General features: G+C 72.5%; 10 protein-coding genes. 5 read left to right on the forward strand and 5 right to left on the reverse strand.

Going from position 1 to position 15,351, the window contains the following annotated elements; all coding sequences use genetic code 11:
• Positions 1-41 precede the first annotated feature (41 nt).
• Positions 42-1,553 carry a 30S ribosomal protein S1 gene (gene rpsA / locus ACFCV8_RS04580; RefSeq protein ID WP_351782312.1) on the reverse strand — a complete coding sequence of 504 codons (1,512 nt, stop codon included), beginning with the start codon at positions 1,551-1,553 and terminating at the stop codon, positions 42-44.
• 396 nt (positions 1,554-1,949) lie between these two features.
• Here rpsA and ACFCV8_RS04585 point away from each other — a divergent pair, with 396 nt between their 5' ends.
• Together ACFCV8_RS04585 and hrpB are read left to right on the forward strand one after the other, a co-directional pair.
• A complete protein-coding gene (locus tag ACFCV8_RS04585) occupies positions 1,950-2,771 on the forward strand; it encodes a class I SAM-dependent methyltransferase (RefSeq protein ID WP_376683761.1) in 822 nt (273 codons plus the stop codon).
• A gap of 58 nt (positions 2,772-2,829) precedes the next feature.
• Entirely contained in the window at positions 2,830-5,328 is a 2,499-nt protein-coding gene (hrpB, locus tag ACFCV8_RS04590; protein ID WP_376683762.1) for an ATP-dependent helicase HrpB, read from the forward strand.
• On the opposite strand, the gene ACFCV8_RS04595 is transcribed toward hrpB, so the two are convergent.
• From ACFCV8_RS04595 to ACFCV8_RS04605, 3 genes are all read right to left on the reverse strand, one after another.
• Positions 5,315-6,310, reverse strand: a complete 996-nt coding sequence (locus tag ACFCV8_RS04595) for a DUF3068 domain-containing protein (RefSeq protein WP_376683763.1) — start codon at positions 6,308-6,310, stop codon at positions 5,315-5,317. The two genes, hrpB and ACFCV8_RS04595, sit on opposite strands and share 14 nt — an antisense overlap.
• A 14-nt stretch (positions 6,311-6,324) precedes the next feature.
• The gene (locus ACFCV8_RS04600) at positions 6,325-6,462 is read right to left on the reverse strand and encodes an SPW_0924 family protein (RefSeq protein WP_376683764.1); all 138 of its coding nucleotides are present in this window, start codon (positions 6,460-6,462) and stop codon (positions 6,325-6,327) included.
• A gap of 148 nt (positions 6,463-6,610) precedes the next feature.
• Positions 6,611-8,356 (reverse strand): lytic murein transglycosylase, encoded by a 1,746-nt coding sequence (locus tag ACFCV8_RS04605; protein WP_376683765.1) that lies wholly within the window; start codon positions 8,354-8,356, stop codon positions 6,611-6,613.
• Between the two features lie 185 nt (positions 8,357-8,541).
• On the opposite strand from ACFCV8_RS04605, the gene ACFCV8_RS04610 reads away from it, so the two are divergent.
• Positions 8,542-9,372, forward strand: a complete 831-nt coding sequence (locus ACFCV8_RS04610) for a DUF4184 family protein (RefSeq protein WP_376683766.1) — start codon at positions 8,542-8,544, stop codon at positions 9,370-9,372.
• A 30-nt stretch (positions 9,373-9,402) separates the two neighbouring features.
• On the opposite strand, the gene polA is transcribed toward ACFCV8_RS04610, so the two are convergent.
• Complete coding sequence (polA, locus tag ACFCV8_RS04615) at positions 9,403-12,114, reverse strand: DNA polymerase I (RefSeq protein ID WP_376683767.1); 2,712 nt, start codon at positions 12,112-12,114, stop codon at positions 9,403-9,405.
• A 235-nt stretch (positions 12,115-12,349) separates the two neighbouring features.
• Here polA and ACFCV8_RS04620 point away from each other — a divergent pair, with 235 nt between their 5' ends.
• Entirely contained in the window at positions 12,350-14,644 is a 2,295-nt protein-coding gene (locus ACFCV8_RS04620; RefSeq protein ID WP_376683768.1) for an FdhF/YdeP family oxidoreductase, read from the forward strand.
• A gap of 78 nt (positions 14,645-14,722) precedes the next feature.
• A complete protein-coding gene (locus ACFCV8_RS04625) occupies positions 14,723-15,193 on the forward strand; it encodes a PaaI family thioesterase (RefSeq protein WP_376683769.1) in 471 nt (156 codons plus the stop codon).
• The last annotated feature ends 158 nt before the right edge of the window (positions 15,194-15,351 follow it).

Below are 15,351 nucleotides of genomic sequence, written 5' to 3' on the forward strand. Positions count from 1 at the left end.
AGCTACTGCGGTCGATCATCGACCGGAGGGGGCACGGAGCGTCAGCTCTGGCCGCCCGCCAGCTTCTCGCGCAGGGCAGCCAGGGCCTCGTCCGACGCCAGGGCGCCGGAGTTGTCCGCGGACTCCGAGGAGTACGAACCGCCACCGTTGCCGCCGGAGGCAGCCGGGGCGCCACCGGCCGGGGCGGCAGCGCCCTCGGCAGCAGCGGCCTCGTCGGCCTCGCGGGACTTGATGACCTGGGCCTGGTGCTGCTCGAAGCGCTGCTGCGCCTCGGCGTACTGCGTCTCCCACGCCTCGCGCTGGGTCTCGTAGCCCTCGAGCCAGTCGTTGGTCTCGGGGTCGAAGCCCTCGGGGTAGATGTAGTTGCCCTGGTCGTCGTAGGACGCGGCCATGCCGTACAGGGTCGGGTCGAACTCGACCGAGGCCGGGTCGGCACCGAAGGACTCGTTGGCCTGCTTCAGCGAGAGGCTGATGCGACGGCGCTCGAGGTCGATGTCGATGACCTTGACGAAGATCTCGTCGTTGACCTGGACGACCTGCTCCGGGATCTCCACGTGGCGCTCGGCCAGCTCGGAGATGTGGACCAGACCCTCGATGCCCTCGTCGACGCGCACGAACGCACCGAACGGAACGAGCTTGGTGACCTTACCGGGAACGACCTGCCCGATCTGGTGCGTGCGGGCGAACTGCTGCCACGGGTCTTCCTGCGTCGCCTTGAGCGACAGCGAGACGCGCTCGCGGTCCATGTCGACGTCGAGGACCTCGACGGTGACCTCCTGGCCGACCTCGACAACCTCGGAGGGGTGGTCGATGTGCTTCCAGGACAGCTCGGAGACGTGCACGAGACCGTCGACGCCGCCGAGGTCCACGAACGCACCGAAGTTGACGATCGAGGAGACGACGCCGGAGCGGACCTGGCCCTTCTGCAGGGTCGTGAGGAACGTCTGGCGGACCTCGCTCTGGGTCTGCTCCAGCCAGGCACGGCGGGACAGGACCACGTTGTTGCGGTTCTTGTCCAGCTCGATGATCTTGGCCTCGAGCTCCTTGCCCACGTAGGGCTGGAGGTCGCGGACACGGCGCATCTCGACGAGGGAGGCCGGCAGGAAGCCACGGAGGCCGATGTCGAGGATGAGACCACCCTTGACGACCTCGATGACGGTACCGGTGACGATGCCGTCCTCTTCCTTGATCTTCTCGATCGTGCCCCAGGCACGCTCGTACTGAGCGCGCTTCTTGGACAGGATGAGGCGGCCTTCCTTGTCCTCCTTCTGGAGAACCAGGGCCTCGATCTCGTCGCCGACCTTGACGACCTCGTTCGGGTCGACGTCGTGCTTGATCGAGAGCTCGCGGGAGGGGATGACGCCTTCGGTCTTGTAACCGATGTCGAGCAGGACCTCGTCCCGGTCGACCTTCACGATGACGCCGTCGACGATGTCGCCGTCGTTGAAGTACTTGATCGTCTCGTCGATCGCGGCGAGGAAGGCTTCCTCGTTACCGATGTCGTTGACCGCTACCTGCGGGGTGGTGGCGGTGGTCTCGGTGCTGCTCGTCATGTGGGAAAGGGCTCCGGTACGGACAGTGAGTCGTAGGTACTGCTACGCCGGGAGCCCGTATCACTTCTGCCGAATTCCGGACAGCTCGGGAGGCGCCCGCCCCGCTCGGCGGGAGGCGCCTCGTGAACCGAGGGGCATACAACAGATGCGAGCGCGGCCTGCTAGGTCTGAGGCGCGCAGGCTCGCAGCGCAACTTGTAGCATACGGGGGCAGCCGGGCACGGTCAATGCGCGAAGGCGCACACCGGGGGCGCTCCGGCGCATATCAGGCACAACTCGTGCGCCCTGTGGCCGGATCCGCCCCGGGAAATTCCTTCGCACGAGGGCTGTACCCACAAGTACCCCCTGGTGCGTGCCGCATGCGGCGGGGTGAAGGCAAACTACAACGACGGACACGATGAGCCAAGAGATCTACGCGGCCGAACCCGAGGCGACCCGCCGCGCGGCGTCGGAGACCGAGAGCAGCAGGGCGAGCCGGGGCTGGTGGGACCGGAACGCCGACGAGTACCAGAGCGACCACGGCCACTTCCTCGGCGACGACCGCTTCGTCTGGGGGCCGGAGGGCCTCGACGAGGCGGAGGCCGGGCTGCTGGGCCCGGCCGCCTCGCTGCGCGGGCTGGACGTCCTGGAGATCGGCGCGGGCGCCGCGCAGTGCTCGCGCTGGCTCGCCGCCCAGGGGGCCCGCCCGGTGGCGGTGGACCTCTCGCACCGGCAGCTGCAGCACGCGCTGCGGATCGGCGGCGATGCGCCGGCGGTCCGGCTGGTGGAGGCGGACGCCGGGGTGCTGCCGTTCCGGGACGGCTCCTTCGACCTGGCGTGCTCCGCCTACGGCGCGGTCCCGTTCGTCGCCGACCCGGTGCGGGTCTTCCGCGAGGTGCGCCGGGTGCTGCGGCCGGGCGGCCGCTGGGTCTTCTCGGTGACGCACCCGGTCCGCTGGGCATTCCCGGACGAGCCGGGCCCGGAGGGCCTGTCGGTCGCCGCCTCCTACTTCGACCGCACCCCCTACGTCGAGCAGGACGAGCGGGGCGAGGCCGTGTACGTCGAGCACCACCGGACGCTGGGCGACCGGGTGCGGGACGTGGTGGCCGGCGGCTTCCGGCTGGTGGACCTGGTCGAGCCGGAGTGGCCGGCCTGGAACCACCAGGAGTGGGGCGGCTGGTCCCCGCTGCGCGGGAACCTCATCCCGGGCACGGCGATCTTCGTCTGCGTACGGGACTGAGCCCCCGCCCGCCCCGCCCGCGTACGGGACGGGCCCGTCGGCGTACGAGACTGGGGGCGTGATCCGTACCGACGCCCTGGACCAGTTGCCCGTACGCACCGCGGTGCCCGCCCTGGAACGGGCGCTCGACGACCGCGGGACGGCGGTGCTGTGCGCGCCGCCCGGCACCGGCAAGACGACGCTCGTCCCGCTGGTGCTGGCCGGTCTGACCGGGGGCGGCCCGGTGCGCCGGGTGGTGGTCGCCGAGCCCCGGCGGATCGCCGCGCGGGCGGCGGCGCGGCGGATGGCATGGCTCCTCGGGGAGGCGGCCGGGGAACGGGTGGGCTTCACGGTGCGCGGGGAGCGCGTGGTGGGGCCGGGCACGGTGGTGGAGGTGGTGACCACCGGGGTGCTGCTCCAGCGGCTCCAGCGCGACCAGGAGCTGGCCGGGGTCGACACGGTGATCATCGACGAGTGCCACGAGCGGCATCTGGACGCGGACACGGTCGCCGCGTTCCTGCTCGACGTGCGGGAGAACCTGCGGCCCGGGCTGCGGCTGGTCGCCGCTTCCGCGACGACGGACGCGGAGGGCTGGGCGCGGCTGCTGGGCGGTGCCCCGGTGGTCGAGGCCGAGGGTGTCGCGCATCCGGTGGAGGTGGTCTGGGCGCCGCCCGCGGCCCCGGTCCGGCCGCCGCACGGGATGCGGGTCGATCCGGCGCTGCTGACGCATGTGGCCGCGACGGTGCGCCGGGCACTGGCCGAGCGGGACGGCGACGTGCTGTGCTTCCTGCCGGGCGTGGGCGAGATCGGACGGGTGGCCGGGCAGCTGGCCGGGGTGGACGCCGAGGTGCTCCAGGTGCACGGGCGGGCTCCGGCGGCGGTGCAGGACGCGGTGCTGGCCGGTTCGTCCGGCGGGCGGCGGGTGGTGCTGGCGACCTCGGTGGCGGAGTCGTCGCTGACGGTGCCCGGGGTGCGGGTCGTGGTCGATTCGGGGCTGGCCCGCGAGCCGCGCACCGACCACGCCAGGGGGCTGGGCGCGCTGACGACGGTGCGGGCCTCGCAGGCGGCGGGACGGCAGCGGGCGGGCCGGGCCGGCCGGGAGGCGCCCGGGACGGTGTACCGGTGCTGGGCTCAGGCGGAGGACGGGCGGCTCGCCCGGTTCCCGTCGCCGGAGATCCGGGTCGCGGACCTGGCGGCGTTCGCGCTCCAGGCGGCGTGCTGGGGCGATCCGGACGCCTCGGGGCTCGCGCTGCTCGACCCGCCGCCCGCCGGTGCGATGGCCGCGGCGCGCGAGGTGCTCGCGGTGATCGGCGCGGTGGACGCGGACGGGCGGGTGACCGGGCGGGGCGTACGGATGTCCCGGCTCGGGCTGCACCCCCGGCTGGCCCGGGCGCTGCTGGACGGTGCGGCCGAGGTGGGCGGACGGCGGGCGGCCGAGGTGGTGGCACTGCTGAGCGAGGAACCGCCCCGGGGGTACGGCGACGACCTGGCGGCGGCGCTGCGTACCGCGCGACGGGGCGGGGACGGCTACGCGGCGCGGTGGCGGCAGGAGGTGCGGCGGCTGTCCGCCTCGCTCGGCGCGGCGGACACGCGCCCGGGGACGGAGGACGCGGCCGTGGGGCTGGTGGCCGCGCTGGCCTTCCCGGAGCGGGTGGCGCGGGCCCGGGGCGAGGGGGCGTTCCTGATGGCGTCGGGGACGGGGGCGCAGACCGGGGAGGGGTCGGGGCTGCGTGGTGCGCCCTGGCTCGCGGTGGCGGTGGCCGACCGCCCGGCGCACGCTCCGTCCGCGCGGGTGCGGCTGGCCGCGATGATCGACGAGGACACGGCGCGGGCGGCGGCCGGGCACCTGCTGCGGGACGGCGAGGAGGTTCGCTGGGCGGACGGTGATGTGGTGGCGCGCCGGGTGGAGCGGCTGGGCGCCGTCGAGCTGGCGGTGCGCCCGTTGAAACAGCCGGTGCCCGGTGCGGTGCGGGAGGCACTGGTCGAGGGCCTGCGGCGGGAGGGGCTCGGGCTGCTGCGCTGGTCGCGGGAGAGCGAGCAGTTGCGCGAGCGGCTCGCCTTCCTCCACCGCGAGCTGGGCGAGCCGTGGCCCGAGGTGTCGGCGCAGGCGCTGCTGGAGCGTACCGGTGAGTGGCTGGAGCCGGAGCTGTCACGGGCCCGGCGCCGCTCCGACCTGGCCCGGATCGACGCGGGGCAGGCGTTGCGGCGGCTGCTTCCGTGGGCGACGGGCGAGGCGGTGCGGCTGGACGAGCTGGCGCCGGAGCGGATCGAGGTGCCGAGCGGTTCCCGGGTGCGGGTGGAGTACGGCGGGGCGCAGCCGGTGCTGGCGGTGAAGCTCCAGGAGCTGTTCGGGCTGCGCGAGACGCCGCGGGTGGCGGGGGTGCCGGTGCTGGTGCACCTGCTGTCGCCGGCCGGACGCCCCGCGGCCGTCACGGCGGACCTGGCGTCGTTCTGGAAGGACGGCTACCAGGCCGTACGGGCGGAGCTGCGCGGCCGCTACCCGAAGCATCCGTGGCCGAAGGACCCGACGGCGGCGGAGGCGACCCGGTTCACCACGGCCCGGCTCAGGCGGGAGTAGGCACGGGGGCGGGTACCGGGTCCGGGGGCGCGGCCGGGCGGCGGGAGCGGGCCTCCAGCCACAGGGCGAGGGCGAGCAGCCCGGCGCCGGTGACCAGGAAGCCCCAGGGCAGGTACGAGGTGAGCAGCAGGACTAGCAGGCGCTGGGACCTGACCAGGTCGACGGTCGATTCGACGTAGTCGGGGCGCATCTTCACGTGTCCGGCGAACACGGTCATGGTGTCCTCGGGCATCCCCATCTTCCTGGCGTTGCGCAGCTCCTCCTTGTGGATCTCCTCGCCGTTGACCGGGGCTCCGGTGACCGGGTCCACCCAGAACATGCGCTTGGTGCTGTACCAGCGGGTCATGCCGGTGCTGGCGATCTGTTCCGGGCTGACGCCCTGGATCGGCATCTTCTTCGGCATCGGGACCCTGGTCCACGGGATGGTCTGCTCGAAGTAGTAGACCTCCAGGCCGTGGAAGGTGCGGATGCCCTTGTAGTGGATGGGCGAGCTGGTGCGGGCCTGGGCGTCGAAGTACTCGTAGTCGCGCTTCTCGGTGAGGAAGGGCCATTTGAACTCGATGCCCTCGCGCCGGACCGGGTCGCCGTCGACCATTTCCCCGGTGGCGTGGACGGGGGCCTGGCTGTGGGCGTCGAAGATGTAGCGCTCGGGGATCTCGGAGACCATCTTGCCGTCCGGCCCGACCACGTAGCTCAGGGCGTCCCAGACGACGACGTCGCGGCCCGCGCTGCGTTCGATGCGCTCGGACTCCTCGACGTTGCCCTTGAGGGTCTGCACGATGGTGACCTTGGGGACCTTCTTCACCTTCATGCCGTCGTTGTAGTCGAGGAGGGTGGCGGGCTTGGCCTCCATCACCACCTCCTGGTACTGGCTGGGCGGGATCTTCGCCAGTCGGGGGAAGGCGTACCAGCGCAGCAGCGGTGACAGGGCGGCGAAGAAGACGGCGAAGGCCAGGAGTACGAGGCTGGCTCGGCGGCGCATGGTGGTGCCACCCCCTAGTTCTTGGGGCCGGGGACGGTGGTCAGCAGCGGTTTGGGCGAGGTCTTTCCGGGCGGGGCACCGATCGCGCTGACGGTGAGGACGAGCGCGAGGGCCGCGGCCAGTCCGATGGCGGCGGCGACGAGAGCACGCATGCGGGTCCTCCCGGAGAACATCGATCTGATGGGCCGTCAGGGTTGGGGCACCGTAGCAACGCGGACGCGAGATGAGAACACGTGGAACAGCCCCTCTGCCGGGTGGTGGCAAAGGGGCTGCTGGGGTGGTGCGGCCGGGCGGGCGGGGTCAGGCGGTGGACGCCCTGGTGCTCGCGGTGGCGGACGGGGTTCCGGTGGCCGAGGGGCTCGTGGTGGGCGCGGGCGTGGCACCGGCGTCCGGGCTCCCGCCGGGCGAGGGGCTCGTGGTCGGCGCGGAGGCCTCGACCTTCAGCTCGACGACGAGCGTGGCGCCGCCCTCGGTCGTGAGGCGCAGCCTGAAGGTGCCCTCGGTGTCGTCGGCGTAGATCTTCGGCAGTTCCAGGGTGCCGTCCGCGCCGGTCCGCAGCGCCGTCAGGGTGCGGACGGGCTTGCCGTCGGCGTCCTTGAAGTAGGGGCCCTTGTCGTTCTCGGCGGGTTCCTCGGCGTCGGTGATCATGGTGGCGGTGACGGTGACACCGGCCGCGACCACGCCCTTGTAGGTGGCCCTGACCTCGACGGGGTCGGCGAAGCCGGCCCCGGGGGCGGCGGTCAGCGCCTTGTTCCCGGTGCGGGCGATCGCGTCGGCCCGGCGGGCGGTGACGGTCGCGGTGTACGAGACGGGCGGCAGCGAGCTGCCGGTGACCGCGGCCCGCACGGTGAACATGCCGGTCTTCTCGCCCGCCTTCAGGGCCGGGGCGGTGGCCCTGCCGTCGGCCGCGGTGCGCACGACGGCGGTCTTCCTCCCGCCCTCGAAAGCGGCGTCGGTGTCGCTGGTGATGGTGAAGGTCACCGACACCTTGGCGAGCGGTTCGCCGCTCTTGTCCTCGGCCCGCACGGTGATCCGCTGGGCGAAGGCGTCGCCCGCGGTGGCGGTCAGCTTGCCCGTTCCGGCGTTCTCAAGGCCGGCCGGCTTCCCGGGCGGCGTGGGCTTCGGCTTCGGCTTCGGCCCGGGGTCCTTCGACCCGCCGCCCGGCTTCGGGGGCTTGGAGCCGGGGCGGGTCGTCCCGGACGGCGAGGGGGACGGGTCCGTGCCGCCGCCGAGGCCGGGCGGCACGGCGCCGGTCCCGTCGGGCACCTCGTGGGTGCCGCGCTTGTAGTAGTCGAACCAGGAGCGGACGGTACGCAGGTAGGCGTCCGAGTGGTTGTAGCTCAGGACCGCCCGGTCGAGGTCGGCGGCCGTCGACAGGTCACGGGAACCGGCGCAGAGGTAGTGCCCGGCGGCGAGCGCGGCGTCGTAGACGTTGTTGGGGTCCTTGCGGCCGTCACCGTTGCCGTCCTGGCCCCAGGTGGCCCAGGTGGACGGGATGAACTGCATCGGGCCGACGGCGCGGTCGTGGGTGCTGTCCCCGTCGTACGCCCCGTTGTCGGTGTCCTTGATCATGGCGAAGCCGCGTCCGTCGAGGACCGGACCGAGGATCGGCGAGAACGTGGTGCCGCTCGCGTCGACCCGGCCGCCGCGGGCGTGGCCGGACTCGACCTTGCCGATCGCGGCCAGCAGCTGCCAGGGCAGTCGGCAGGCGGCGTCACCGGTACGAAGGGCCTGCTCGGCCTTCTTGTACGCGGCCAGGACCGAGGCCGGGATGCCGGATTCCGCGGTGCCGGTGACCGGCAGATTCGTGGACGTGCCGGGCTTGTTCGGGGTGTTCAGCGGAGGAAGGTCCGTGTAGTACGGCGAGTTGCCGGTGGCCGCGCCCTCGTCGGGCTCGGGGGTGGACCCACTGGCCTGCGGATCACCGCTCCCTGTGACCAGCGTGGTTCCCGGGGCGCCCGAGGCGGAGAGCGCCGCCACGGCGAGTGCGGCCACGGCCGCGGTGGTCGCCCCCCTGCGAAGTCGGCGACCGAATTGCGCTGCCATAACCTCTGGCCCCTCCCCTTCGACGGCTGTCCGCGCTCCCCAGCGCAGGACTCAGGCGACCCTACGGCAACTCGTACCGTCAAGACACCGCGCACCGACCGGTTCTTACCTGTTTTTCACGTTCCGGACAGCAAGTTGTACGGCGGTGACCGGGCCATCCGCACAGCTCGCCCATACTTGCCGCCATGCCGTTCACACTCAGCCATGCCGCCGCCGTGCTCCCGGGGATGCGACGGGACGGGACGGCGCGCGGACCGCTGTACGCCTCCGCGCTCGTGGCGGGGTCCTTCGCCCCCGATCTGACGTACTTCGCGGACACGGCGGTCCCCGGCGCCATGGAGTTCGGGGAGGTCACCCACGCGGTGTGGGGCGTGCTCACGGTCGACGTGCTGATCACGGCGGCCGCGGTGGCGCTCTGGCTGCTGCTGCGCGAACCCCTGGTGGCGCTGCTGCCGGAGTCCTGGCAGGGGCGGGTGCACGCCTTCGTACGGGGCCGGCCCGGGGCCCGGGACGTGCGGGCGGTTGGATGGTTCGTGCTGTCGGCCGTCGTGGGGTCGGCCACCCATGTGGTGTGGGACGCCTTCACCCATCACGGCCGCTGGGGGGTGCGCCTGGTGCCGGTGCTCGGCGGGAGCGCCGGCGGGTTCCCGGTCTTCCAGCTGGTGCAGTACGGCAGTTCGGCGGTGGCGCTGGCGGTACTGGGATGGTTCACCGCCTCGGGGCTGCGGCGGGCCGGGGCGGCTCCGGTGCCGCCGTCCGTGCCGGTGCTGGGCCGTCGGGGGCGGTGGGCGGCGGGGGCCCTGCTGGGCGGCTGCGTGCTGCTCGGCATCGTCCACCGCTGCGCGCGCTGGTACGCGTACTTCGGGCACGTCGACACCCCGCTGGACATCATCCCGACCATCTGCTTCGGCGCCGGGGCGGGGCTGGCGGCGGGCCTGGTGCCGTACGGGGCGTGGGCCCGGCTGCGGCGGCCGTCCACGACCGCCGCGGCGACCACCGGACGGGTCACGGGGTGACGCCCCGGCCCGTCCGGTGGAGCCGACGGGTCAGTGGGCCGCGGACTCCCAGTCCGCGCCGACGCCGACGGACACGTCCAGCGGGGCGCGCAGCCGCACGGCCGTGGACATCTCGTGACGGAGGATCTCCTCGACCCGCTCCCGCTCGCCCCCGGCGATCTCCAGGACGATTTCGTCATGGACCTGGAGCAGCATCCGGGACTTCAGCCCCGCCTCGGTCAGCGCCCGGTCGACCTGGAGCATGGCGACCTTGACGATGTCGGCGGCCGTGCCCTGGATCGGGGCGTTGAGCGCCATCCGCTCGGCCATCTCGCGGCGCTGGCGGTTGTCGCTGTTGAGGTCGGGGAGGTAGCGGCGGCGGCCGAAGACCGTCTCCGTGTAGCCCGTGGCCCGGGCCTCCTCCACCACCCGGTGCAGATAGTCGCGCACCCCGCCGAAGCGCTCGAAGTACGTGTCCATCAGACCCCGCGCCTCGGCCGGCTCGATGTTCAGCTGCTGGGAGAGGCCGAACGCGGAGAGCCCGTACGCCAGCCCGTAGCTCATGGCCTTGATCTTGCGGCGCATCTCCGGGTCGACGGCCGACTTGTCGACGCCGAAGACCTGCGAGGCGACCGTGGTGTGCAGGTCCTCGCCGGAGGTGAACGCCTCGATCAGACCGGCGTCCTCGGAGAGGTGGGCCATCACCCGCAGCTCGATCTGGCTGTAGTCGGCCGTCATCAGCGTCTCGAAGCCGTCGCCGACGACAAAGCCGCGGCGGATGGCCCGGCCCTCGTCCGTACGGACCGGGATGTTCTGCAGGTTGGGGTCGGTGGAGGAGAGCCGGCCCGTCGCCGCCACGGTCTGGTTGAACGTGGTGTGGATGCGGCCGTCCGCCGCGACCGTCTTGATCAGGCCCTCGACGGTGACCCGCAGCTTGGCCTGCTCACGGTGACGCAGCATGATCACCGGCAGCTCGTGCTCGGTCTGCGCGGCGAGCCAGGCCAGCGCGTCGGCGTCGGTGGTGTAGCCGGTCTTCGTCTTCTTCGTCTTGGGCAGGCCCAGCTCACCGAAGAGGACTTCCTGGAGCTGCTTGGGCGAGCCGAGGTTGAACTCGCGGCCGACCGCCGCGTGCGCCTCCTTCACCGCCTGCTGCACCGCACCGGCGAACTGCTGCTCCATGCCTTCCAGGTGGGCCCGGTCGGCGGCGATGCCGTGCCGCTCCAGGCGGGCCAGCAGCGCGGAGGTGGGCAGCTCCATCTCGTGCAGCAGCTTGTCCGCGCCGACCTCCACCAGCCGGGTGGCGAACGCCTCGCCCAGATCCAGCACCGCGCGGGCCTGGGCCATCAGCGACTCGGCCTCCGCCTGGTCGTCGGCGCCGAAGGCGAGCTGCCCGTCGGCGGCCGCGGCGGGGGCCAGCTCACGGCCCAGGTACTCCACCGTCAGCGCGTCCAGCGCGAAGGAGCGGCGGCCGGGCTTGACCAGATAGGCGGCGAGCGCGGTGTCCATCGTGACGCCGTCGACCGACCAGCCGTGCTCGGGGAAGACCCGCATGGCGCTCTTGGCGTTGTGCATGACCTTGGGCCGGTCCGCGTCGGCGATCCAGGCGGCGAACGCCCGCTCGTCGGCCTCGTCGAGCCGGGCCGGGTCGAACCAGGCGGCCGGGCCGTCCGCCGCGGCCAGCGCGATCTCGGTGACCGCGCCGCTGCCCAGGGCCCAGGTGTCGACCGTGGCGACGCCCAGCGGCTGCCCGCCGTGCTCGGCGAGCCAGCCGGCGAGCTCGCCCGCGCCCAGCACCGCGCCGTCCAGCTCGACGCCCGCGGCGGGCGCCGGGGCCTCGTCCTCGGCCGCGCCCGGATCGACGGCCAGCAGCCGCTCGCGCAGGCTCGGGTTGCGGATCTCCAGGACCTCCAGGACGCCCGCCACGGCCGTGCGGTCGTAGGGCGCGCGCTCCAGGTCCCGCGGGGCCTTCGGCAGCTCCACGTCCCGGACCATCTCGGTCAGCCGGCGGTTGAGCCGCACCGCGTCCAGGTGGTCCCGGAAATTCTGTCCGGCCTTGCCCTTGACCTCCTCGGCCCGCTCGACGAGCTCGTCGAAGGAACCGAACTGGTTGATCCATTTCGCGGCCGTCTTCTCACCGACGCCGGGGATGCCCGGCAGGTTGTCCGACGGGTCACCGCGCAGCGCCGCGAAGTCGGGGTACTGCCGCGGGGACAGTCCGTACTTCTCCTCGACCTTCGCGGGGGTGAAGCGGGTCAGCTCCGAGACACCCTTGGTCGGGTACAGCACGGTGACGTTGTCCGTGATCAGCTGGAAGGAGTCCCGGTCGCCGGTGACGATCAGCACCTCGAAACCGGCCGCCTCGGCCTGCGTGGCCAGCGTGGCGATGACGTCGTCCGCCTCGAAGCCGTCGACCGCGAAACGGTCCACGTGCATCGCGTCCAGCAGCTCACCGATCAGCTCGACCTGCCCCCGGAACTCGTCGGGGGTCTTGGAGCGGTTCGCCTTGTACTCCGGGAACTCCTCGGAGCGCCAGGTCTTGCGGGAGACGTCGAACGCCACCGCGAAATGCGTCGGCGCCTCGTCACGCAACGTGTTCGCGAGCATCGACGCGAAGCCGTACACCGCGTTCGTCGGCTGCCCCGACCCTGTCGTGAAATTCTCCGCAGGCAGCGCAAAGAACGCCCGGTACGCCAGGGAGTGCCCGTCCATCAGGAGCAGGCGCGGTCGGTTGTCTGCCGTGTTCTTCGATGCCGTCTCAGCCACGCCCCCGATCCTGCCACGGACCACTGACATTCCCGACCGACCGGGCTCCGGCGGGCCCCGGGGGCCGTCGCGGCCGGCCCCGGCCCGTCCCGCCCTGTCCCGTCCGGGCCGCTGCCCCTGTCGGTGGCGCGTGACAGGATCGCAGGGAGGAACGAAGAACGAGCAGACATACGGACGGCCCCGGTGCGGACCGCGCACCGCGCCGCACCGCAGCCGGATCGAAGGGGAACACGCCATGGCCACCAAGCCGCCCACCGGTGACCCGGTCCAGGACGCCCCGCGGGTCGGACCGGCCCAGCACTCCGCCGCCGGACTGCCCGCGGTCGCCCACAGCCTGCTCATCGCCGAGCAGCAGATGGGGGTGCGCCGCACCGCGCAAACCCTGCTCAAGGTCAATCAGAAGAACGGCTTCGACTGCCCCGGCTGCGCCTGGCCCGAGGGGGACAAGCGGCACACGGCGGAGTTCTGCGAGAACGGCGCCAAGGCCGTCGCCGAGGAGGCCACACTGCGCCGGGTCACCCCGGACTTCTTCGCCGCGCACCCGGTCTCCGACCTCGCCGCGCGCAGCGGGTACTGGCTGGGCCAGCAGGGCCGGATCACCCACCCGATGTACCTCCCCGAGGGCGCCGACCGGTACGAGACGGTGAGCTGGGAGCGCGCCTTCGCGATCATCGCCGAGGAGCTGACCGGGCTCGCCTCCCCTGACGAGGCCCTCTTCTACACCTCGGGCCGCACCAGCAACGAGGCCGCGTTCCTGCTCCAGCTGTTCGCCCGCGAGTTCGGCACGAACAACCTCCCCGACTGCTCCAACATGTGCCACGAGTCCTCCGGCTCGGCACTGACGGAGACCATCGGCATCGGCAAGGGCAGCGTCTCCCTGGAGGACCTCCACCAGGCCGACCTGATCATCGTCGCCGGGCAGAACCCCGGCACGAACCACCCCCGGATGCTCTCCGCCCTGGAGAAGGCCAAGGCCGCCGGAGCGAGGATCATCTCGGTGAACCCGCTCCCCGAGGCCGGCATGGAGCGCTTCAAGAACCCGCAGACCCCGCTCGGCCTGATCCGGGGCGCCGCGCTCAACGACCTCTTCCTCCAGATCCGGATCGGCGGCGACCAGGCCCTCTTCCGCCTGCTCAACAAAATGATCCTCCAGACCGGGGGCGCGGTCGACGAGACCTTCGTACGGGAGCACACCCACGGGTTCGAGGAGTTCGCGGCCGCCGCCCGCGCGGCCGACTGGGACGAGACCCTCACCGCCACCGGCCTCGACCGCGAGACCATCGAGCAGGCCCTGGCCATGATCCTCGCCTCGAAGCGCACGATCGTCTGCTGGGCCATGGGCCTCACCCAGCACAAGCACTCCGTGCAGACCATCCGCGAAGTGGTCAACTTCCTGCTGCTGCGGGGCAACATCGGCCGCCCCGGCGCCGGGGTCTGCCCCGTCCGCGGCCACTCCAACGTGCAGGGCGACCGCACCATGGGCATCTTCGAGCGCCCCTCCACCGCCTTCCTCGACGCGCTCGACAAGGAATTCGGGATCACCTCGCCGCGCCACCACGGCTACGACGTCGTCCGGTCCATCCGGGCCCTGCGCGACGGCGACGCCAAGGTCTTCTTCGCCATGGGCGGCAACTTCGTCGCGGCCACCCCCGACACGGACGTCACCGAGGCCGCCATGCGCCGCGCCCGCCTCACCGTCCACGTCTCCACGAAACTGAACCGCTCGCACGCCGTGACCGGCACCCGCGCACTGATCCTGCCCACACTGGGACGGACCGACAAGGACGTCCAGGCGAGCGGAAGGCAGTTCGTGACCGTCGAGGACTCCATGAGCATGGTCCACGCCTCGCGCGGCAACCTGCCGCCGGCCGGCCCCCACCTGCTCTCCGAGCCCGCCATCGTCGCCCGGCTCGCCCGCGCCGTGCTCGGCCCCGGATCAGCCACCCCCTGGGAGGACTTCGAGCGGGACTACGCCACGATCCGCGACCGCATCTCCCGCGTCGTCCCCGGCTTCGAGGACTTCAACGCCCGGGTCGCCCGCCCCGGCGGCTTCACCCTCCCGCACGCCCCGCGCGACGAACGCCGCTTCCCCACCGCCACCGGCCGGGCCAACTTCACCGCCGCCCCCGTCGAGTACCCCGAGATCCCCGAAGGCAGGCTGCTGCTGCAGACCCTGCGCTCCCACGACCAGTACAACACCACCATCTACGGTCTCGACGACCGCTACCGCGGCATCCGGGGCGGCCGCCGCGTCGTCCTGGTGAACCCCGAGGACGCCCGCGCCCTCGGCCTGCCCGACGGCGCGTACACCGATCTCGTCGGCGAATGGAAGGACGGCGTGGAGCGCCGGGCCCCCGGATTCCGCGTGGTGCACTACCCGACCGCCCGGGGCTGCGCCGCCGCCTACTACCCGGAGACCAATGTGCTGGTCCCGCTCGACTCCACCGCGGACACCAGCAACACCCCGGCCAGCAAGTCGGTCGTCGTCCGCTTCGAGAACACCGCCGCGGAGCCGCGGGACACGCCCTAAGCGTCCGCTCAGCCGTCTGATAGGAACGACGCACACAGCAGTGATGTCGTGAACCACGCAGACGATCGGAGCAGGCCCATGGGCGAGCACACCACACCCACGTTCCCCCAGGAGATCATCGACGAGTACGCCGCCCTCGGCGTCGACCTGCCCGCGCTCTTCTCCGCCGGGCACCTCGGCGAACGCATGGGCGTCACCGTCGTCGAGGCCTCCGCGGAACGCGTCGTGGGCACCATGCCCGTCGAGGGCAACACCCAGCCCTACGGCCTGCTCCACGGCGGCGCCTCCGCCGTCCTCGCCGAGACCCTCGGCTCCGTCGGCGCCATGCTCCACGGCGGTGCGGCCAAGCTCGCCGTCGGCGTCGACCTGAACTGCACCCACCACCGCGGGGTGCGCAGCGGACTCGTGACCGGCATCGCCACCCCCGTACACCGTGGCCGCTCCACCGCCACGTACGAGATCGCCATCACCGACGAGGCGGGCAAGCGGGTCTGCACGGCGCGCCTCACCTGCATGCTCCGCGACGCCCCGCGCCCCGACTCCGACTGACGGACCGGAAACACAACACAACGCACCACGACTCACCACAACCCACCACACCTCGCGACGCCCCCGCCCGGCCGGAACGCAATCCGGCCGGGCGGCGCCATTTCCACTCACAACAGCCCGTACACACAGCACCGTTGACCATCGAGCACGTCAACTCC

It is taken from the genome of Streptomyces sp. NPDC056347 (assembly GCF_042262625.1).
In the GTDB taxonomy this organism is placed as follows: Bacteria; Actinomycetota; Actinomycetes; order Streptomycetales; family Streptomycetaceae; genus Streptomyces.